This window comes from Candidatus Neomarinimicrobiota bacterium (assembly GCA_021734025.1).
Classification (GTDB): Bacteria; Fidelibacterota; JAANXI01; order JAANXI01; family JAANXI01; genus JAANXI01.
This window is the reverse complement of sequence record JAIPJS010000003.1, coordinates 114,452-137,439: the sequence shown is the minus strand read 5'-3', so window position 1 is coordinate 137,439 and position 22,988 is coordinate 114,452. Positions and strand designations below refer to the sequence as shown.

Sequence of the window (22,988 nt, the reverse complement as noted above, 5' to 3'; positions counted from 1 at the left end):
ACTTAGTTGATTCTGAGAAAGCCCGGTGTTAATTTTCGTCTTCATATTCAACATTATATCCCACTGAAGCCTTGTGGGATTTTAGAGAACAAAACCAGATTTCTCTGAAGCAATGCGAGTATTGCGTACTGCGCATTACGTATTGCGAAAAGAATGCGATCGGAGTCCACCGCGACGAAGGAAACCGGAAAAAGTGGATACCTGAAACTTGCATATAGATAGAATTGAAGGTGGAAAACGTTAGAAAGACCCGCGACTCGTGATAATTTTTCACTATAACATGGGGTAACACATTAACACTTGAATACTGTCTTCAGAGGAGCACATACATGGAAGCATTGCAATCAATTCTGAACTCGATATCGGGTGTCGTCTGGGGCTGGCCGATGGTGATTATCCTTGTTGGCACAGGCATTTTTCTGACCTTTCGGCTCGGATTCCCGCAATTTCGGCTATTCCGTCATGCGTGGCGGGTGATCGCCGGGCATTACGACAATCCAGACGACGAAGGTGACATCAATCATTTCGAGGCGCTTTCCGCCGCCCTTTCCGCTACCATCGGAATCGGGAATATTGCCGGTGTGGCGACCGCTGTGCACTGGGGCGGCCCCGGCGTTCTCTTCTGGATGTGGATTACCGCGCTTTTCGGAATGGCGACAAAATTTACAACCTGTACCCTGAGCCACAAGTACCGGACGATCCATGGCGATGGCACGGCGTCCGGCGGCCCGATGTACTCCATTGAGCGCGGGCTGGGCGCCGCATGGAAACCGCTGGGAATCACCTTTGCCGCTCTGGTCCTTATTACATCACTAGGAATCCCCAACCTGGTACAGTCCAATACGGTCGCCGTGTCCCTACATCGTGATTTTGGCGTACCGCCATTTATTACCGGACTGGTCTTGGCCGGATTAGTCGGCGTAGTTATCGTCGGTGGAATTCGGCGTATTGGTCGCGTGGCCAGTCGTTTGGTGCCTTTTATGGCAGCGATCTATGTCATCGGTGCTGTAATTATTATCGCAGCGAATTACCAGAATATCATTCCGTCAATCATTTTAATATTTGAGAATGCCTTTACGCCAACCGCTCAGATGGGCGGATTCTTCGGCTCGGCCTGGATTGTTACCCTCACCTGGGGAATCAAACGCGGTCTGTTTTCCAATGAAGCGGGCCTGGGATCGGCGCCGATTGCACACGCTGCTGCCAAAACCAAGGAATCCGTGCGCGAAGGTGTAGTCGCCATGATCGGTCCGTTCATCGACACACTCATCATCTGTACGCTTACCGGGTTGGTGCTGGTAACGACCGGTGTGTGGCAAGAAAAATTTGATGAAATCCTGGAAGGTGCTTATCTCTCTGAACTCACTGTCTATGCCGGAGAAATCACCCCGAACAGCCTTCAGGTCAAAGAGCCGTATTCCGGGACAATCACCGTCAAAGACGGCGCAATCAGCGGTGACTTCAGCATCTATCACGAAACCGGCACCGTGGACAACTATTCTTTTCTTGCTCAGGATGAGTTGACTGATTATTCCGATTTTTCCGGGACGATTACCATACAGGAGGGTCAAATCGTCTCCTCCGATCCTTCAGCAGATCTCGCTGTGTCCGGAGAAGTGGCACTCACCGGAGCCGAACTCACCGCACAGGGTTTCAGCCGTGGACTGCCCGGACGTTGGGGGAACTACATTGTCTCCATCGGCGTTATCCTGTTTGCTTTCTCTACCGCGCTGGCATGGTCTTACTACGGAGACCGTTCTATTGAATATATTGTGGGCAGAAAGGGCATTCTGCCGTACCGAATCATCTTTGTAATCTTTATCTTTTTAGGATCACTTTTAACACTGAATACGGTCTGGCTATTTTCCGATATCGCCATGGCGCTGATGGCGATTCCGAATCTACTGGCCACATTGGGGTTGGTGAACAAGGTTGCCGACTGGACGAAATTGTACACCAGCGTCAAACATCCGGAGATACGGTAATGAACGAACTTTTTCAGGTTGCACTAAACGCCGCCCAGGTCGCCGGCGATCACATCGAGAAATCCGCAGGAAAGCTTGGTTCCATCGATTATAAGGGCCGTGCGGATATGGTCACCGACGTGGATCGAACATCGGAACGGCTCATTGTGGAGAGCATCCACGAGACATTTCCCGATCACGACATTCTGGCTGAGGAAAGCGACGTTGAACAATCCGATGCCGAAACCCGATGGATTATCGATCCATTGGACGGAACCACAAATTTCGTACACGGGTATCAACATTATGCCGTCTCCATTGCCGTCGAGCAGAACGGTGAACTGGTGATCGGCATTGTCCATAATTCCAAAGATGGTGAGTTGTACTCGGCAATCAGGGGGCAGGGGGCATTTTTAAACAAGGAACCGATTCAGGTATCCTCCACGGAAAAACTGTCCTCCTCCCTGCTTTCCACGGGACTGCCGTACAAGGTCTCTGAACGATGGTACAAATCGATGGAGCTTTTCAAACTCTTTTATTATCGAAGTCACGGTGTACGGCGGGATGGATCGGCAGCACTGGATCTCTGCTATGTAGCTTCCGGGCGATTCGATGGATTCTGGGAACTGGATCTAAATCCCTGGGATGTAGCAGCTGGAACGCTGATCCTGCAGGAAGCCGGTGGCACAGTCAGTAAATTCGATGGCTCGGGATCAACCATATTCGACGGCGAAATTCTGGCATCCAACGGGAAAATTCATCAGGCAATGCAGGATGTGATTGGGTTGGTACCGTCGGGAGAATAACTACAGTGTTATAGTGTTCGAGTGTTCAGGTGTTCAAGTAAAAACCGTATTTATATTAGGAGTAGGTAGATAGATTAATGCCTCCTGTGATCGACTTGTTTTTAATGCATAGAGGCTAAACTGAAAACTCAATTTTTGTACCTGGTCATTTTCACATCACACATTTCCACTTCAACACATGAGACCTCAATACTCCAGTCAGTTACTGTTGTTCAGGTAGCAAAGTTATCTGTACATAGTCATCCATATTGAGGTACCGTTGCGCGGCTTTTTGAATGTCAGCCGTCGTGATACTATTCACAAGATCCGGGTACGTGAGTATATTCCCCATATCCGTTCCGTAATAGTAGGCATTCTTGATCTGATTCATCCAGTAACTGTTTTCCTTCAGGTTGGTCTCGTGGTTTCTAAGGTCAATCTCCGTAATTTTTTGGAGGTATTCTTTGCCAACACCATGCTCCTTCAGGCTGTCAATCTGGGCAAATACCACGTCAGTTAACTCCTGGATGCGTTCGGGATCGGCTCCAAACGATATCCGGATGCGATATCTTTCTCTGGGAAGTCTCGGGAATCGACCGTTGACTGACACACCGTAGGTCCCGCCCAAATCCTCGCGGACGACTTCCCGGAGTTTAATACTCAGATAATCAGTCAGCGCACTAGCCACATATCTTTTCTTCGGGGTCCAATCTTCCATTCCCGTAAAGGCGATGGCCGTGCGTGCTTTGGGTTCAATCCCTTTTCTCACTGTCTTTTTAATAACCGAGTCCGGATACGAATAGGTCACATCCCGCCACTGTTCTTCACCTGGTAAATCTTTGAGACTACCAAGATATGTTTTGACCAGCGGTTTGAGCGAATCAGGATTGAAATTCCCGACGAATACAAAGGTAAACTCCCCGGCATCGGCAAAGCGCTCGCGGTAAATATGCATGGACTTGTCCAGATCCATTTGCTCAAAGGTCTCCACAGTATACGGTTTGAACCGTGGGTGATGCTGAGTCAGAGTGGTAGTTAACGTATCCTGATAGGCTCTCTCAGGGTTGGCGCCCTGATTAGCATAATAGGCCTTATACCGGGATTTGAACGATGCAAAGGCCGTACTGTCCCGTCGTATTTCGGTAAAATAGAGAGAAATCAGTTGGAACATGGTCTCCAGATCTTCGGGGGAAGCGCTGCCGGACATTCCTTCACTGAGCTGACCGATATACGGACTTACGCTGACGACCTTATCCGAAAGCAGCTTACCCAGCTGGATCTCGCTGAAGTCACCTACTCCACTTTGTCCGATTATACTTATCGCCGTCTCTGCCGGAATCAGATTGGAGTCCGGAACAAGAGAAGTTCCTCCCCAACTAAAGGATGCGAAACGCACCTCGTCATTCTTGAAATCCGTCGGTTTCAGTGCAACCCGGATTCCGTTTGCCAGCGTCCATTCCGTCACCCCGACATCTTCGTAGATGGTATCGGCGACAATCTCAGCGGGTTCAGGCACCTTTTCCATTAGCGGTTGATCTTTGACGTCATCCTTGTACGCCACGATGTCTTTATCAGCAACTTTTTGCATGATTCCACGGAGATCTTCTTCACCGGGAATACGGTTCCCTTCCTTTTCCGGCGATTCGGTCATAACCACCCGATTTTTATCCGTAATCCACTCCTCCGCCAGTTGGTTCACCTCCTCCAGGCTAATCGTCGGGACATATTCCCGGTATACGGCATACTCATATTCGATTCCCGGGATTGGCTCATTAAACAGGAAGTTCCGGATATACTCGGAGGCATATCGACGCGATCTAGTCTTGTTGCGTTCGCGGTACGTCTGTTCGATTGACCGGAGAATCGACTGTTTTTCCCGCTCCAACTCGGTCGCTGTAAAACCGTGCTTTCTCACCCGCTCCGCTTCGGTCAACAGCGTTTCAAATCCCCGCAGTAGGCCATTATCTTCCACCGTGGCGCCGAGATAGTAAAACTCCTTAGACCGGACAAACTGTCCCTGCCCTGAATATCCACTGAGGAATGGCGGATCTTCGGTTTGCGTCAACTCAGACAGCCGCTGGTTGAACATTTGGTTGTACAGGCGCTCCACGATGCCTTGCCGGTAATCAGCCACAGTTTCTTCATGTGTTGCAGGCTGCTTGTAATAAATGGAGACGCCAGATTGCGTGGCTTCCGGGTCGGATGCGATGGCGAAAAGCGTCTCCTCATGATCCGGAACCTGATATATTTTTCGCTCCGGCGCTTCGGGTTTTGGTTCCAGCGACTGAAAATGCTCTCCAATAAGTGTGTGTATTCGCCCAGGATCAAAATCCCCGATAGCAACAACGCCCATCAGTTCCGGGCGGTACCAAGTATTGTAATACGAGGTAAGCGCCTCGTAGTGAAAGGTGTCGAGTACCGCCTTTTTACCTATCGGTAGCCGCTCCGCATACCGGGAATTGTGAAAAAGTATCGGGTACTGTTCTTCCCGTATCCTGGCCTGTACACCACGGCCGAGGCGCCACTCTTCCTGCACAACGCCCCGCTCCTTGTCTATTTCCTCATGAGTAAATGTTAATGCATGCGCCCAGTCTTCCAGCACCTGAAATCCCTCCTTCATGACCGAAGCACTGTCTGTCGGTAGCTGTAGCATATAGACGGTTTCGTCGAAACTGGTATACGCATTAATATCCGGACCAAACCGCATCCCGATGGACTCCAGATAATTCACCAGTTCCTGTTTCTCAAAGTGCTCCGTCCCGTTGAACGCCATATGCTCAGTGAAATGTGCCAAACCCTGTTGATTTTCGTCTTCCAGGATTGAACCGGCATTCACAACCAGGCGCAGCTCCATCCGATTCTCTGGCCGGGAGTTTTTTCGGATGTAATAGGTCAGCCCATTGGCAAACTGCCCCTTTTCAACATGCGGTCCAACAGGCAACTCCTGATCCAGGGCATAGGCGGATTCTCCCGTATCCGTCGCTGTATCGCTTTTAGACTGTTGCTGGTTCGTACCTGCGCAGCCGACAAAAGACAGTAACAGCATTATACTGAGAAATAACTTTAACTTATGCATATAGGTAATTCTCCAGTCTGAATTTAGCACCGAGGGTTGTAGATAGTGTTCAAGTGTTCGAGTGTGCGAGTGTTCGAGTCGAATTTTCATAGGTTGGCGTTTGTAGCCGCTCTCCGGATTTTTCACCTCTTGCATTCTACTAATTATTTTTTCCAACACAACTCCACCCCTCCCACAGAGATCCCTGTGGGGCGGTTGGACATTCATCTTGTTCCTTCTTCATTTTTCATTCTGCAATTTTCATATTTTCTTCGCAGTTAATCTTTTACCCTTCTCCATTCTCCCTTCTCCTTTTTCCATCTTTTCCCCCTATACCCTTATACCTTATACCTGTAGTATTAAATCCCCAGGGAGGCCCGTATCAGATTCCAGGGATCAAACGGGAGCGCCGGCGGCCGATACTGGACATACACGCTCATAAATCGACCGGAGATGTCATAACTCGGCCGATCTTCTGCAAGGTTGGTAATATCGTAGGAATCGCTGGCAACATCAAAGCTCCAGGCGGCTGATTCAGGGTAGGCCTGGAATCCGGTAACGAATCCGGCAGTGATATCCGGCGTCAGGAACATTTCGAAACCGCCGTATAGTGATCCTCCTACAGTTCTGTTTGAGAGTGAAATATTATATTGTTCCAGCTCGAAGTCTTCGTTAAACCACCAGATCTGATCGGTGGCTGACATAGCCGAGAGTCCGACATCTGCGCCGAACTGGAGGCCGAACCGTCGGTAAAAATATTTTTGGGTTAATCCGAACCGGAACTGAAACAGCGTGGGGTTTGTGGATTCCCAATGATATTGGTGATCCTCGAAGGTACGCACTTGTACTTCTACAGGAACGACGCCAGCAGTTGCTCCTACGTTTGCCAAGAGCATTGGGACGTCGAACCAGCGACCGATGTGGTAAGCTGCTTCCAGATCCACCGCCGGGATCCCGCCTGAATAACTTTCCACAAAATATGCCTCCAGAATTTCCGTCTTGGTGAACGGAAAATCGATCGCGATGTACCCGCTATTTTTGTAGAGATTATAATTCAACGTCCTAATCCTAAAACTGATATCGAGCGGCAGCCGGGGATGCTCAACCAACGCCATTCCTCGTGTGAATTCGTTTCCGGTAACGGCAACTGCTTGCGATGCTGCTATCTGATCGTCTGTGTTGTCGCCGACAGAGACGGTACGGACAAAACCGACCTTGCGCTGATCAATCTCTCCATCTCCTGACTGGTACTGTTCCTTGATGAAAAAGCCATCATCTACCTTGATACCTTCACGGCGGCCTAAATCAAAATCCACCTTCTGCTTATTCACGTATTGGACCATTCCCGTGAGCTGAAATTCCGGTATTGACTGGGTTGCCACCTGCAAATTCCGGGCGAAGTTGTCTACCGCCGAATACAGTGCGAATTCATCGCCATCCAGGAGTTTACTCCGGAAAGAGTACCGCTGATCATCCTGTCCCTTTCCAAATGAGCTGGTCTCCTGGGTTAACAAAGACTCAACGCGTGGATTTTCAGAGTCAGGTATAACGTGAAACCAGAGCAATCCACCCCGCACTGTACAGGTAAACATTCCTTCGTCCTTATCAAAATTTACCCAATCGACATACGGGATATATAGGTAAGCGGAATTCAATATGGTTTCGAGTTGATCGGCGTTAATCCCATACGACTGAGCCTTTGTAGCTATGAACTGTTCTTTTTGCTCATCGGTGACCAAATCTCTGGCCCGGATTTCCGCCTGGGTGTTCAGGATGTCCATAATCACCGGGACAACGGTTTCGTTCAGCAATTCCTTCATTTCGGATGGCGTCACACCGCCCTTTTTCCGGGCGCGCTTCACAAATGTATCCGTAATCTCTTCCGGTAGTTCGTTGTAATCGAACCGGGGCATTTCGATGTAGTCTTTCACTGTCTCAATGAGAAATTCGATCTCATGATTTTTCATCTCATAGGCTTCTGAGCGCGGAATATACACGGCAGGGATATAGGAGATAGATTTCCGCTCATATCGACCGAATTCATCGGTACCCTGCGCAAACAGTTGCAGGTTTCCAGTTAATACAAATGCAGATGCAACTCCAAGACAGATGAGGAATGACTTATTCATGGGACTTTTTCCAATGTTACGGTTTTAACGGCAGTGTATCCTCCTGCGGCGGAGTGTTCGAGTGTTGAGGTGTTCCAGTTTCGAGTCCCCCGCTGCGCAGTACGTACTACTTTTTCACACCAGGTAATTATCTACGGAGATGCTCCAGTACTTTAGTATAACTGCTCCCGGCGATTACTCCGGCGTCGATTGTCATATAACTTATCTCGTCACCAGCCTCATGAAGGAATTCCACGAGTTCGGGATGACAGGTCATCACAAATATCTGATTCGTTTTTGCCAATTCCTGTAGCACCCGAACTGCCTGTCTCCGATGTGCACTGTCAAAATTCACCAGACTGTCGTCCAGGATAACCGGCAGCGGCGGTGTAATCTCTTTGATGCGACTCAGCCGGACGCTCATGAACAGTTGTTCTCTGGTGCCCCGGCTCAGGTACCGGGTGGTCTCCACCGAATTTCCGTCCTCGGTCAGGCTCACGAAATCAGCATTTTCCAGTTCTTTTGGAAGGGCGATACTTGCATAGTCGTCAGAAGTGATTCTCCTAAAATATTCACTGGCTGACGTAAGAAGTTCATCCCGCGTTCGATGCATAAATCGCTCCTGGGCCTGCTCCAGAATAGCGGTTGCAATCCTGTTTATCGCAAATTCCCTCGCAAGCGGTTCAAGGCGGCTCCTGGCCTTGTCGATCTGTTCCTGGGCCTGTTCCAGCTTTTCCGTGGTCGCCAATTCTTCCAGGCGAACGTTCAGGCGTTCCACGCGCTTCTGCGCATCCGTAATCTCTCCGGTCACCTGCTCAATGGAATTTTCCACCGATCGAAGGTTATCGGCTATCTCCTTTTCACTGGCAAATTGCTCGTAATATTCCTCCAAAATATTGAGTAAATCCTCAAGAGTGTCCGGGGCGTCCTCCATGGAGTCTTTGGTGAATACACTCTTGACACGGGCGTTAAAACCGTTTTCCAGAGAATATGCTAACCTTTCCGCCTCGTCCTCCTTTTCCGTCAGCTCAGAATATCTTTGTCCTTCCTCAACAAACTCTTCAAGAGAGCGAATATAATCTTCACTGGTAGACGGCGCATCGTCCAGGTTCATCTGTCCCGAATCCGGAAAACAGATGCGATGTATTTGTTTCTCCTGGTCTTCCTTCTGTTCTTCCAGAGAATTGAGATCTTTCGCCGAGTCCAGCCACTCCGATGCCTGCGTTATTCGATGCATCAATTCGTCTGCATCGTCAATAGCGGGTTCCCCAATATCCTCCGGATAAATATTGTCCAGGACACCGCGGAGATCATCCAGGTTTTCCAATATATCTTGCTCTGCCCGCTTCAGGTCTTCACGCTGGGAGTTCCACTGTGCTATACGTTTCTTGAGATCTGCTACATCGTCAAAATAATTCCGGAGACTCTCCGGGTGTACCTCAGCCGGTAATCCCAGGGTATCACGGTATTGGCCAACCTCTTCGTTTAATTTTTCCCACTTACTTTCAAGATCTTCAAGTTCTGACTTTCGGGACTGTAACTGTTTCTTCGTTTGCCGCAATTCCGATTCAAGCCGACTCATCTGCTGCCGGGCTTCTGTTTCGCCCAGATATCTGACCACCAGCACTCCAACACCGCCAATTCCCACCAGTAAACCAATCCAGGGGTAGGTCAGTATTCCCAGGAGAATTCCTGAGATTATGATTAACAACCCGACTCCATACATTTTCACAGGGTCGATTTTCCGGTGCGATTCAATTTCTGAAATTTCATCCTCTATCGACTCGACTTGCTGTTCGAGCGTATCAATCTCCTGGCTGGCGCCTCTCTTCCGGTCGGTTACTCTGAGGAATTCGGCAATTTTTTCGCGGAGTACTGCGCGATCAACCCGGTCAGTCCGGATCGTCTCAAGGGCTGTAAAATCTTCGCCCCAGTCGGAGTTTACCTGCCCTAAATCCGTGGCAATTTCCTCTCGTTTCTCCGCGATCTGTTGTTGTTCATTTCGAAAGGTTTGTATCTGTTCCCGGAGTCCCGAGAGTTCCCGCTCCCAGCGTCGAATTTCGTCAGTTGCATTCAGTAGCGAGTTTTTCACTTCCTGCCACTTATCACCGGGCACCTGACGCTTAAAATCCCGCTTTGCCTCTCCGTACTTCTCTATGACCTCAGGGTATGTTTCCAGCAAGCGTTTGGCTGTCGACAAATATTCTTCTTCGAAATCAGTGAGTAACTCCCGGTTCTCTTCACCGGATAATTCATCGGTCAAATTCCGATAATTTAAAAATGTTTCCGCATACTGATGCAAAAACTCCAGCCGGACGCGCCGTTTTTCCAGAGAAGACTTCTGCTCTTTTAGTGCAGCCAGCTCAGATTCGACCTCGTTTTTTTCTTCCAGGTTCTCCTGGTAGATCCGGATTTGTTGGTTGGCCTCCTTCCGCTGTTCAACGGCCTCCCTTATATCCTGATTGTGATCTTTAAACTCCGAAACCCGTTGATTTCCGTGCTTCCCCCCAATATCCTCCGCTTGCTTCCGAAAATCCCGCAAAACCTCGGACAAATTGGCCGCATCCGTCAATCCTGCACCAAGTAACACCGACTGCAGCCGACGGCTCTCTTTTTTACCATCTACACCTGCCGGGAATCTGCGCAACTCATCCAGGCTGATAGTAAATAGTTGACGATAGGTAAAATCATCTACATGAAAAATGTCCTCTATGGAAATATCCCTGCTGCCACTGGTAACCGCGAGGACAGGATCAGACTGCCCGTCCCGCTCCAGAATAACTTCTGCGCCGTCCTCGAGTTGCATCGTTGCCCTGGCCCGGCGAGAGACTTTTGGCGCTGGCATAAGATCTGTTTTCGGAAATTTATACCCCAGATATCGAAGCAACTGCATCAGGGTTGTTTTTCCGGCACGATTCGGCCCGGCGATCACATTGATCCCATTATTCAAGTCCCGAAGTTCCTGCCCCTGAATTATGCCAAAGTCCTGTATCAGGAGAGATTTGATGATCATGAGTCGTCTCTCCGTTCCAGGATACTCTCGACAATTCGCTGGCCGGCTTCTTCGATGAACCCTTCAATATCTCTCTGCCCGGCGACAAACCGTTCCGGATTCATATTCTCGTAATCACCTGATGTATCCCATATCTTGCCCAAAATATCATCGAAGTCTACGGATGGCTCCCCGGATGAGAACTCATCCATAATTTTTCGGATGTCGCTGAATAGTTCGCTGTTCCCGGCGAGTTCCTCGATCGGTGGGACCGGTTTTCCGGTGCGAATCCGAACGGATTCGGTCCAGACGAATGGCGACATTTGCCCAAATTCCTCACGAAGAACCTCGGTGATTGTTTCGCCAGCCTCCTCCCGATTTTTGGCCAGCTCGTCATGAAGCGGCCCTTTCCCTGTCACGTGCCACCGGATGATGTGACCATCGATCCTATATTCGTCCTCGAAATTGGGATGTGCCGGCAGTATAGGTTCGTCTATATAATTTTCGTCAGGCATATCTTCGATTGCACTTCGGAATTGATCGAGTAAAGCATCAATTGATTCTGGTGGCTCAGAATCACCCGGATCAATGCTGATGTCTTTGATATCCCAGATAATTGACGAAGTCGGGATCGTCGAGATATCCGGTTCCTCGCCCGGTGTCATTTCAACAAGTACGCATCCATTGATACCGGTTTCGCCGGTATCGCGTCCCTGCGGATTCCCGGGATAGACAATCGGCTGCTCTCCGGATTGCACAACCCGCTGTTGATGGACATGACCTAACGCCCAGTAGTGAATTTCTTGTTTTGAGGCCAAATCGTCAGGATGGCAGGGAACGTATCTTGTGTTATTCGGGTCAAGCGCTGTATGCAGCATCCCGATATTCCAAACCGATGCATCCGGCGGCGTAAACCCGCTGTACATTTTCCGTGGTTCGGATGACGAACGGTATGATTGCCCTAAAATCCTTGCAACTACTTCACCATCTCTGGAATATTCGCATATTTCCGTTTCGGTGCCAAAGACATGGGCATTCTTTGGAAGATCAAAGGCATCCGCTCCTTCTCTGGTAAGCGGATCATGATTCCCGGCGATGAGATAAGCGTTGATTCCGGCTTCATCCAATCGGCGGAGTTGCTGAGCAACAATTCGGTTGGCGCGGATACTCCTGGATTCCAGATCATATAAATCTCCGGCGATCAGGACAAAGTCCACCTCCAGCTCAATAGCAGCACTAACGATTTGTCGCAATGCAGTAAACGTGGCGTTGTGAAGCTGCTCCTGTAGCTCTCCGGAAACCTCGCCGATACTTTTCAGCGGGCTTCCGAGGTGCAAATCAGCAGTGTGAATAAACCTGAGTGGTTTCATAGGCTCGTAATATACAACAATTCTCTGGCAGACTCATTAAGAGTGATTAAAGAGTACAAAACTCTCGTTTTCAATACAAGTTGAGAAATGGCGGATTGATCGCGATACGCAATTCACCCATCGCATTTCGGACCCGGTTTTATTATTTTTCTCCGAATTTCTTCCCGACAACCGACATAGGACAGTTCTTATGACAGAACCTGGCTGGCTGGTCATTCTCCCGCCGGTGGTGGCGATACTCCTGGCAATGCGCACGAAACAGGTTATCCTCTCCCTGTTTTCCGGAATATGGTTTGGCTGGATGCTGCTTAATTCCTGGAATCCGCTGGCTGGACTCACGGACGCGCTCGGCTCTCTGGTGACGGTTTTCGCTGACGCCGGCAGCACCCGCGTGATCCTGTTTAGCGTGCTGGTAGGGAGTTTAATTGCTCTGATGCAGCGTTCTGGCGGTGTGGAAGGCTTTGTGGATTACGTAATCCGGAAAAAACTCATTACCAACCGCTTTACGGCGCAACTCCTGGTCTGGATTCTCGGGATTATCATATTCATTGAAAGCAGCATCAAGATATTAGTCGCCGGAGCAATTTCACGTCCCTTGTTTGACACCATGAAAATCAGCCGGGAGAAGCTCTCATATATCCTGGATTCCACGTCGGCCCCGGCCTGTATGCTGGTCCCATTGAATGCGTGGGGTGCGTTTGCCATTGGATTAATCGCTGCCCAGGGTATTGACGATCCGGTGCGGCAGCTGTTGTGGTCTATTCCAATGAATTTTTACTCCATCGTAGCCATACTCTTTGTGCTTTATATCATCTTCAGTCAATCGGATTTCGGCCCAATGCATAAAGCCGAAACCAGGATCAGGGAGACGGGCGCCCTTTTACGGAAGGGCGCTATGCCGCTGATGGATGAAAGCATCACAATGCTCGATGCGAAGCCGGACATCAGGCATCATGCCCGCAATATGGTGATTCCGGTCCTCGTGATGGTGGGAACGATGCCGGTAGCCATGTATATCACAGGTGATGGAAGTATTACGCAGGGTTCAGGCTCAACATCGGTCTTTTGGGCGGTAATGTTTGCGATTGGCGCTGCTGGCATACTGTATCGTAGTACCGGGATTATGAAAGTCACCGAAGTGGTGGACGTCTCTGTGAAAGGTGCCGGCGGTATGATATCTCTGGGCGCGATTATGCTACTGGCGTTTGCCCTGGGGAATACATGCAACGAACTCGGTACCGGCGAATATATCGCATCCATGGCTTCAGGTTTTCTTACGCCGGCACTGATTCCGGCCGTCGTGTTTATAACCGCCGGATTTATCGCATTCTCCACCGGTACCTCCTTTGGTACTTTTGCGCTTATGATGCCACTTGCGCTTCCCTTAGCGATGGACGCAGGGGTCAGCATTCCCCTGGCGGTTTCCGCCGTGCTCGGCGGCGGCGTGTTCGGCGATCACTGCTCCCCGATATCGGATACTACAGTCGTGGCCTCCATGGCCGCAGCCACCGACCATATTGACCATGTTAACACCCAGATTCCGTATGCCCTCGTCAGCGCCGGAATCGCATTGGTTATCTATGTAATTGTGGGGTTTATTGCAGTGTAAACAGAAAGGGTTACCTTATTTCCGCCGTTTTACCACGACGGCGGAATGATACAGTATTACCGTTTGATCGTTGGTAGTCCCGGCATTCGTCGCGCTTTAGTTCGTTGTTTCTCACTTCTTCAATTTTCATTCTTTTTTCAAAACCAAAAAACGGCTGAAGCGATGACTCCCAACGGCTTTCTCCTGTTGTGTGGTGAACCTGGAAATTGGAAATTGGATATTGGATATTTCCTTTCTTCTTTCTCGATTCTCCATTTTATCCCTATATCCCTATACCCCTATACCCCTATACTCTTATACCTTAAACCCTATCTCCACTACATCTCACCGGGAATGGTTCTTATACAGGTTTTCCAGGATCTGGCAAAGTGAATCCCCAACCTCCTGAGTACCCAGGCTGCCGTCCAAATCCCTGGTCACCAGTCCGTTCCGGAGGCATTGCTTTACAGCATCCTCAATCAACAGGCCCAACTTCGGTTTCCCGAAAAATTCCAGCATCAATTGAATGGACAAGATCGCGCCGAATGGATTAACAATATTTTTCCCGGCGATATTTTGGGCGGAGCCATGAATCGACTTAAAAACACCTATTTCCCCGGGATTGTAATTGCCGGAGGCCGCCAGTCCGAGTCCGCCCTGGAGGACAGCTCCAATCTCAGATAAAATGTCCCCAAACAGATTAGTTGTGACGATTACCTGGAATTCCTGTGGCCTTTTGAGCAACTCATATGCAAGATGATCAATATAAACATGCGAGCTCGTGACTTGTTCTTCGAACTCTTCACTGACTTCCCGGAATACTCGCAGCCAAAGGCCGTCGGTGAAGCGCAACACGTTGCTTTTATCCGCCATGGTGACTTTCTGCATCCCGTGGTCCACCGCATATTCGAATGCATAGCGGATTATACGTTCCACACCTTTTCGGGTATACAACATCTCCTGTACCGCAATTTCCTTTTCTGTGTGCTCATAGGTTGCCCCACCTGCCGCAACGAAGGCCCCTTCTGTTGATTCACGAAATATGTGAAAATCAACTTTTTCGGGATTTCCGTAGTTCAGCGGATACAGTTCGGGATCCAGGACTTTGATCCAGCGTTCGTTGATATACAGGTCAAGTTTATTACGCAATTTCAGGATGATTTCTCTGGCATGCGCCATGTTGGGAATCCGGCTGTCCCCCAACGATCCCATGAGAATGGCATCATAATTCTTGCGAAATTCCTCTACGGCTTCATCAGGCAATCCAATACCTGTCTCCAGATAATGATCCGCGCCATATTGAAAGGTGGTGATTTCGAACTGAATGAGGTTAAGATCGGTGAGGGTTTCGAGAACTTTTGTCGCTTCCCGGGTTACCTCTTTCCCTGTCCCATCGCCGGGGATTACTGCAATTTTCTTTTTCATGGCTTACCGTGCCGCATGGTGAAATCTGCGGAGTGTAGAGATTATCCCGTATTTAAAATGCCGATTGGTGGGTGTCGTAAAGGGGGGTGACAAGGCGATAATCTCCAAAACCGGAATCATCAACGAACACGAACTGGCGATTGATATCAAAATAGTACCATATTTGATACGGCTTGTTCCCCAAATCAAATGGATGGCGTTCAATATCGTTGGGAGTACCGAACAGAATATAGACCATACCCATGTCCGTACGCCAGCCTTCCCGAATGGAGGAGCCAAACTGTTCGGTGGCGTAACTTACACGACGGAAATATTCATTCATTAATTCATTACCATCTGTCTGTGGCGATGGATCTTTCTGGTCCCAATATTCGGTAAACAGACGCTTTTTCTCTTCCGGTTTGGCGTTTTTCATATTATTTATTTTTTTCGATGAAATAATGTACACCATTTGGTCTATGGCTTTATCCAGGTTGGAAATATAGTTCGACATGCCAACCCAGCCGACCCGGAAATCTTTGGTTCGCTCGCTCTCCTCGTCCCCCTGCGTAAACCTGACCCGATACTTGTAACGATTGTATCGTAGATGCTCACCAGGCATTTTCATCAAGACTTCAGTCGGGGCAGCAGAAACTGAAATGGTATCCCGCTGTGACTGTACCTTGTTCCCATCCGTATCCAGAATATCTGCCTTTACAAAAGCCGGGCCTTCGTTACCGGCTACTGTAAAGTATAAGTAGAAATCCTTCTGGCTATCGTCAAGAATATTGGTGACGTTCGGGACGTACCTGGTCGTGCTGTCCGGAGATTGGCCTATTGTTTGATCCACAATGAGTAAGTCAGAAATCTGGACTGCGCCCTCACCAAACGATTTTAAATCAATAGTATGTTTCCGATATGTTGTCTTCCGGGTATCCAGATCCATCAAACCGACACTCAATTTGTACACAGAATTATGGAGCTGGAACGAAAACTGGGAGACGTCAAAGATATCCTGACGATTTGTTGCCTCAAATGACTCGACTTCAATATTTTGCCGGTCAATCCGGCTGTCCGCCTGGATTCCTTCCCTGTCAAACAGTACCAGGGATATTTCATATTTTGCACGGTACACGGAATCAAATTTGACGAACTGCAGGTTATCGTACGGCATCTTCACATAGACCGTAATCCTACTGGAATCTGCATTCGCAGTAGGATAGCGGATGACCTCAGTATGGTAAACCGGAGTACCTGGTTCCCGCATCTTTGACTCAAACTGGCCAAATGCCGTTGCTGTAATACACAAGACGCCAGCACCTAATATAATCAATATGAGTTCTCTCATCATGGCTCTCTATCGTAAGTTGAGATTTGATGGATTGAATCGCGTCACACCCTGGTGAGTAGCAATCCAAATATACTCGTTTTCAGGAACGATATCATAAACCAGGTTCGAGGCCAATCCGTCCTCGCGTGTGAAGTATTCCCATTCCCGGTTTTCCGGGTTGTACTGGCCCAACCCATCATCGAAAGCCACCCATACTCCACCAGGGCCCACTTCAATTTTTCGTGGAATTGACCGGGCGTAAATACCGATTTTCGGGAGTTCTTGCACCGATTTCGATACGAGATTCAGTTCAAATAATCCAAAATCGTTGGCATAATATACATTGTTTTTCCCAGCTGCGATAGCATACACCCGAAATTCACTGAATTTTTCCGCAGGGACATAATTGCCGTTCCGGTCGTAATATTTCATTTCCATAGTTGCCAAATCTAACTCAACTAATCCATTATCTGTTCCGGCATAAAGTATATTGTTGATTCGAGCCAACGCGTATACTCCTATCATGCGCTCTTTCAGGATGGAGATATTCTCTGTAAATCCCCCGGTGGGATTGCTTACACGGTACAGTCCGGATCGGGAGGCCACCCAGACGGAGGTATCCTGAACAAGCACCTCGTACACTTGATGGGATCCAAGCGATGAGTTGGAAATATTCATCCACCGGGATTTTTCCTTACTGTAATGCAGGAGGCCGCGTTCTGTCCCAAACCATACACTGTGCTCGTCTCCGTCGATATTATAAATAGTTGCGTCATTGATACGATATTCTTCATTCTGACGCCAATGGTGCCACTCATCCCGGTCCATATCCCAGTAGGAGATGCCCGGTTCACCTTCGATTGAGGGCGGCCCTGAATAACGAGACTGCGCTCCGCCGAACCAGAACTGCTCCCCATCTTTATACATGGCTCCGACCGCGTTGCTAATTGGACCAATACGCCACACTCGTCCCACTTTGGAGGTGGCATCTGCCCGGATAAACCCCGCTCCCCAGGTTCCCAACCAGGTTTGCTGGCGTGAATCCCTGACCATCGAAGTAAAGGGATATTCCCGGAAATTGTCATCCTCCAGCCGGTTCGTATTGCGATCGATTATCCACGGTCCGTTCAGGTTGTACAGCGGTAACGGATTCGGAATTGCCTGGGTATCCGATCCGATATTCGAGGGCAAATTCTCAATTTCCCTGACGTAATGTGTGAACTTATTGATTCGGTAGACACGATTGGCTCCATTGACAACATACACATCCTGTCCTGAGTTTCGAACCGTTACTCGCCGGACGTCTGATCGAAGGATGTGTTCCGTATTTTCGATATGCTCCCAACGATTGGTCACCAGGGATATGACATCCACTCCTCCCCGCGTAAAAACCCATAATTTTTGGTTGGAATCCACATATTGGACGTTCAAGACATAACTATCGGACAAACCACTCCCGGCGGTATACGGATATTTCCACTCCCGGGACAACTGATCATATCGAAGTACTCCGTGTGTAGTCCCGATAAAGAATTGATTATCCCCTTTGGCAAAACCGGTGATATAGTGAAAATTACCGTAGGTAATCCAGTCTCCGGGCTCATATCGGGCGGCCCGTTCGGATTGACCCCAGATAGCGGTGGAATGAAATACAAAGAGGCCAACGAAAACAAGGATGATTTTAGTATGCGTCATATATAATTGTAAATGCGACGGTTAACTTTTATCCGAAATTATGCACCACAGAGGGAAGTGCAAAGCAGAAAGTCCCTCTCAGAATGCGCTATTTGTGCAACCTGTGTACGTTTACCCGGAAATACTGTTCCGCAAAGTCTCAACAGTTATCGGGACGATCCCAACCTCTTCACAAACTCTGCCGGCAGCGATATTGCCAAGGATAGCCGCCGTTTTCGGATCCGAGCCGGCTGCCAGGGCAAGCGTAACTGTCGCAATCACCGTATCGCCTGCGCCGGAAACATCGGCCACCTTTTTTGCCTGTGTCGGAAACCGTTCAAAGGTATCATACCTTGCAAAGAGTTCCATACCTCTCGCCCCCAATGTCACGAGCAAATAATCCGATTCCAGAGATTCGATGAGCTCTTTACCGGCGTCGGCAATCTGTCCGTCCGTCTGAACGGTTCGACCCAGCACGCTTTCTACTTCTTTGAGATTCGGTTTGACCATCGTAGCATTCCGATACTCAAAAAAGTGCTGAAATTTCGGATCCACCGTTACGATTACATCGTTGGAACGACAGGTTTTGATTATTGTCCTGATAGTATCCGGCTGGAGGACACCTTTGTTGTAATCCTGTAAGATCACGGCATCATACTTGGACAATCCGGCCTTTAAAAATTCTACCAGGGCCTCACGGTGTCGATCAGATAATATGTTGGTCGTCTCGAGATCGGTCCTGACTACATGCTGCGATCCGGCAATAACACGGGTTTTTGCCGTAGTCGGTCTGTCCGGATCGGAAACACAACCGTCAATCCGGATACCGGCCTCTCTGAGGAGACTCATTAACACATCGCCATTGACATCTTCACCCGTCACGCCCAACAAATCGACTTCGGCGCCGAGCGCTTTCAAATTCATGGCGACATTTGCTGCTCCACCGGGATGGTGCTCAACGCTGTCAATACTGACCACCGGGACCGGTGCTTCCGGTGAAATGCGATTGACTGTCCCGCGGTGGTAAATATCCACCATTACGTCACCGACGACGGCGATATTTTTTCCCTGAAAATCCTGAAGAGATTCCAGGAGAGCAGTTGTCTCGTCCTGTGTCATATTTAATCAGTGACCAGTGAGGTGCCGGTCATTTCCTCGGGCTGTTCAATTTCCATTAACCTGAGAATGGTCGGGGCGATATCGCTTAACCGGCCCCCCTCCCGCAGGGTATGTTTTTTGTGCTTATCGATAACGATAAACGGGACAGGATTCGTGGTATGCGAGGTGTGGAGTCCACCATTTTCGTCAATAAGTTGCTCTGAATTACCGTGATCAGCTGTTAGAATGGCAATTCCGTCTTGTTCGAGGATTTTTTCCACAACCCGGTTAACCGCTTCGTCAACAGTTGTGACGGCCTTCGTTGTGGCCTCGATATCGCCACTGTGGCCTACCATGTCCGGGTTGGGATAGTTCATAATAATGAGGGAATATTTCTCGCTGTCCAGGGCTTCCAGGACCTGTTCCGTCACTTCCGGGCAGCTCATCTCGGGCTGTAGATCATACGTCGCTACGTCGGGAGACGGGATCAAGACCCGGTCTTCGTTCGCAAACGGCTCTTCCCGGCCGCAATTCATAAAGTAGGTCACATGCGCATATTTTTCCGTTTCACTTATCCGCAGCTGGTTCAAACCCCGATTGGCGATAATTTCCCCAAGCACTTGTTCAGTGTGGATGGGTGGAAACGCAACTGGCAGGTCAAATTCTTCGTCATATTGAGTCATCGTAGCGTAATTGATATCCATATTTTTCAGGTCGAACGGCTCAAAATCCGGAAGCGTAAACGCTTTTGTAATCTGGCGCATCCGATCAGCACGATAGTTAAATCCGAAGACAGCGTCTTTGTCATCAATCGTTGCCACTGGTTCGCCGTCCCGCATTATAACGATGGGCTGCAAAAATTCGTCCGTCACGTCTTCATCGTAAGATTGTTTTACCGCTTCCACCGGATCGGAGGCTTCATTGCCCTCGCCATATGTGAGCAGACGGTAAGCCTTTTCCGTTCGCGACCACCGGTTATCGCGATCCATGGCGTAATAGCGCCCGATCACCGACGCAATGGTTCCGACGCCGATTTCGTCGATCTGTGCCTGGAGTTCGGCGAGGTAGTCCTTCCCCCCGGTAGGCGACGTATCACGGCCGTCCATAAAACAATGGATATAGACGTCCTCAACTCCGGCATCTTTGGCAACCTTAAGCAAGGCATAGACATGCTTGTTATAGCTGTGTACCTGACCGTCAGAAAGTAATCCGATGAGATGCCAGGCCGAGTTGTGTTCCTTTACATGATTCAACTGGGCTCGAATGGTGTCATTATCCGCCAGGTCGCCCTCCTGAGCTGCCTTGGATATCCGCACCACATCCTGTGGAATTACCCGGCCGGCACCGATATTCATGTGGCCGACTTCCGAGTTTCCCATAATGCCATCAGGAAGCCCGACGTCGGTCCCCGAACCGCTGATTGGCACCATAGGATACTCCTTCATATATCGCTTGAGATGGGGAACCCCGGATTTGGCGACGGCATTACCCTCTTCATCTTCCCGCAACCCCAATCCGTCCATAATTATCAATGTCACATTTCGCATTTTCGAGATCTCCTGCACTTGGTATTTTAAAATTACTTAATTTAGAGAGAATTGCAGAACCTATCAAGCCGGATGGCGGAGAAAATTTTCAGCTATTATCAAAAGGAATGATTGGGCGTCCCTGGCACCCACCTATAAATTGGCGGGCGAAAAAAACCTCAACAGTGATCCGGGTATTCATGCCACTGCAGATTCTGCCCGGAACCCCGACCGTAATATCCCCATTCCGGAAAATTAAAATCGGTGGTAATTGAGGACGGCAGCAGGAGTACGGCCTTCAGGAATTCCTCCAGATCAGGGATCTGGTACAGGTTTACCGGTAATCCCCATCTCTCCATCCTCTCCAAAACCCGTACCCGGTACCGGCTTTTCCACGTCTGGAGAAACCGGTTCACGCCCCAGTGTCTCGCAAAACGCAACATCCATTTGCCGAATGGCGGAACTCCCGCAATAAACGGCGCCAACGGATCAATGGTGGTCTGTACCATAGCATACGGGTACGTCGTAACGAGTGAGTTAAATCCACGAATTCCGATGACCTGGATATCTGCATGAAACCATACCTCCTCTGCGGAGAATCCCAGTGATTTTAGAAGTTTGAGGGTCTCCGCAACTACCGCACCACCCATCTTGAGGTCAACTTTCACGCCGCGATCATTTTTTTTAAATCTAACCAGCGATTCCCGGAGTGTCAGAAATTCCTCATTACTAAACCTAGGCGATCTGGCGAGACTATCGTGTCGGGAGATAAGCTCTCCGGATTCCGGGTCAACACGAACGTCAACTTCTCCCCACTGAACTGAAGAGTCCAAAAACCGACGTAGATTTTCGTAATCGTTGATACCATGCCAGCAATACAAAATACTGTCCGGCAAATCCTGCTCGGTAATTATCTGGGAGAGCCCATAATTTCCACCAGCGGCGCGCGAAATCTCCTCCGGTGTTATTATCAACTGATGTTCATCTTCAACCGGACCACCTTCGCCAATCCACACAATCGCCTGGTATCCCTGATTCCTGAGATAGTCTTCCGGGCTAGACGAAAGGGTGTCCCGATTAATTATCAAGTTCTTATCTATTTGGAGCCGGAATGGTCCCGAGTGTTTTTCCAGCGATTTTAAAATTTTGCCATCGCTGGTATTCCTCCCGGAAGCCAAAAAACCCGGGTTTATACCATATTTTATCTGAAACCACCGCATTGCCGGAATAAGGGTATTTCTTACAAAAGAATTATCAAAGTCAACCTCAAGATCGGTGAGGATTACAGGACAAAAGGAGGCATTCTCATTTAAATATGAACGAATGTGGTCATGAAGCCGAACCAATAAAGGTTGGAATTGATTCATTCGCTGCAATACTGACAGAAATTAAGAAGCCAAAAAAGATTCAGGATTCATCAAATTCTTCATATCCATGTTTAATAACTTTCGCTTTCACCAGGAAGATTACATCTTCAGCGATATTTGTTGCAAGGTCGCCGATCCGCTCCAGATTTTGCACAATAATCAGCAGGTTAACCCGCTGGGCGTCGGAGAGCCCGAACCCATCCTCGTCACCGAATTTTTTCATCAGGTAGAGATTGATGTTATCGACTTCATCATCCATATCGCACACACTCTTTGCCTGGGGTGCATCGCCGTGGACGAAGGCATCCAGCGCGTCGGTGACCATGTCCTCCACAAAAGACGTCATCACGTCCAACCGCATTTTCTTAAGGGTGGATTCGTCCACCGGTTTCATATGTACGACCTGTATGCCGATATTCTTCGCCTGATCCCCCATGCGCTCCAGGTCGTTACTCATTTTAAATCCGGCGACAATAAGACGCAAGTCGGATGCCACCGGTTGAGACAACGCGATAATTTCCTCGCAGAGCTGGTCAATCTTAATTTCCAGGTCATCGATCTCTTTATCTTTTTCAATGAGTTCTCTGGCCAGATCTTTGTCCCGGGTCATCAGCGCCTTAATCATCCCGTTGATCTGGTCTTCAACCAGACTCCCCATCTCCAGGAGAAGATCCCGGAGCCGTTCCAGTTCTCTGACAAAACGTTTTGTCATAGATTGCTCCTGCGC

Annotated in this window: 14 protein-coding genes; 3 read left to right on the top strand and 11 right to left on the bottom strand. The window is 49.0% G+C overall.

Going from position 1 to position 22,988, the window contains the following annotated elements; genetic code table 11:
• Nucleotides 1-386 precede the first annotated feature (386 nt).
• Both K9N57_04810 and K9N57_04805 read left to right on the top strand, forming a co-directional pair.
• A complete protein-coding gene (locus K9N57_04810; GenBank protein ID MCF7803489.1) occupies nt 387-1,985 on the top strand; it encodes a sodium:alanine symporter family protein in 1,599 nt (532 codons plus the stop codon).
• A complete protein-coding gene (locus K9N57_04805; GenBank protein MCF7803488.1) occupies nt 1,985-2,770 on the top strand; it encodes an inositol monophosphatase in 786 nt (261 codons plus the stop codon). Before K9N57_04810 ends, K9N57_04805 begins: the two co-directional genes overlap by 1 nt.
• Nucleotides 2,771-2,972: 202 nt before the next feature.
• Here the strand turns inward: K9N57_04805 and K9N57_04800 are convergent, their stop codons facing one another.
• The 4 genes from K9N57_04800 to K9N57_04785 form a co-directional block, all read right to left on the bottom strand.
• A complete protein-coding gene (locus tag K9N57_04800; protein ID MCF7803487.1) occupies nt 2,973-5,825 on the bottom strand; it encodes an insulinase family protein in 2,853 nt (950 codons plus the stop codon).
• A 338-nt stretch (nt 5,826-6,163) separates the two neighbouring features.
• Nucleotides 6,164-7,933 (bottom strand): hypothetical protein, encoded by a 1,770-nt coding sequence (locus K9N57_04795; GenBank protein MCF7803486.1) that lies wholly within the window; start codon nt 7,931-7,933, stop codon nt 6,164-6,166.
• 127 nt (nt 7,934-8,060) lie between these two features.
• Entirely contained in the window at nt 8,061-10,925 is a 2,865-nt protein-coding gene (locus tag K9N57_04790) for an AAA family ATPase (protein MCF7803485.1), read from the bottom strand.
• On the bottom strand, nt 10,922-12,274 hold the full coding sequence (locus K9N57_04785) for a DNA repair exonuclease (GenBank protein MCF7803484.1): 1,353 nt from the start codon (nt 12,272-12,274) through the stop codon (nt 10,922-10,924). Before K9N57_04785 ends, K9N57_04790 begins: the two co-directional genes overlap by 4 nt.
• 190 nt (nt 12,275-12,464) lie before the next feature.
• Between K9N57_04785 and K9N57_04780 the strand changes: the two genes are divergently transcribed.
• Complete coding sequence (locus K9N57_04780) at nt 12,465-13,883, top strand: sodium:solute symporter (protein ID MCF7803483.1); 1,419 nt, start codon at nt 12,465-12,467, stop codon at nt 13,881-13,883.
• Nucleotides 13,884-14,207: 324 nt separating this feature from the next.
• Here K9N57_04780 and K9N57_04775 read toward each other — a convergent pair whose 3' ends face one another.
• From K9N57_04775 to phoU, 7 genes are all read right to left on the bottom strand, one after another.
• A complete protein-coding gene (locus K9N57_04775) occupies nt 14,208-15,287 on the bottom strand; it encodes an isocitrate/isopropylmalate dehydrogenase family protein (protein MCF7803482.1) in 1,080 nt (359 codons plus the stop codon).
• Between the two features lie 52 nt (nt 15,288-15,339).
• Entirely contained in the window at nt 15,340-16,617 is a 1,278-nt protein-coding gene (locus tag K9N57_04770) for a GWxTD domain-containing protein (GenBank protein ID MCF7803481.1), read from the bottom strand.
• A gap of 6 nt (nt 16,618-16,623) precedes the next feature.
• Nucleotides 16,624-18,291 carry a hypothetical protein gene (locus tag K9N57_04765; protein ID MCF7803480.1) on the bottom strand — a complete coding sequence of 556 codons (1,668 nt, stop codon included), beginning with the start codon at nt 18,289-18,291 and terminating at the stop codon, nt 16,624-16,626.
• 111 nt (nt 18,292-18,402) lie between these two features.
• The gene (rfaE1, locus tag K9N57_04760) at nt 18,403-19,389 is read right to left on the bottom strand and encodes a D-glycero-beta-D-manno-heptose-7-phosphate kinase (GenBank protein MCF7803479.1); all 987 of its coding nucleotides are present in this window, start codon (nt 19,387-19,389) and stop codon (nt 18,403-18,405) included.
• A 2-nt stretch (nt 19,390-19,391) separates the two neighbouring features.
• The gene (gene gpmI, locus K9N57_04755; protein ID MCF7803478.1) at nt 19,392-20,924 is read right to left on the bottom strand and encodes a 2,3-bisphosphoglycerate-independent phosphoglycerate mutase; all 1,533 of its coding nucleotides are present in this window, start codon (nt 20,922-20,924) and stop codon (nt 19,392-19,394) included.
• Nucleotides 20,925-21,073: 149 nt separating this feature from the next.
• Nucleotides 21,074-21,982 (bottom strand): DUF2181 domain-containing protein, encoded by a 909-nt coding sequence (locus K9N57_04750; protein ID MCF7803477.1) that lies wholly within the window; start codon nt 21,980-21,982, stop codon nt 21,074-21,076.
• A 319-nt stretch (nt 21,983-22,301) separates the two neighbouring features.
• On the bottom strand, nt 22,302-22,973 hold the full coding sequence (gene phoU, locus K9N57_04745; GenBank protein MCF7803476.1) for a phosphate signaling complex protein PhoU: 672 nt from the start codon (nt 22,971-22,973) through the stop codon (nt 22,302-22,304).
• Nucleotides 22,974-22,988 lie beyond the last annotated feature (15 nt).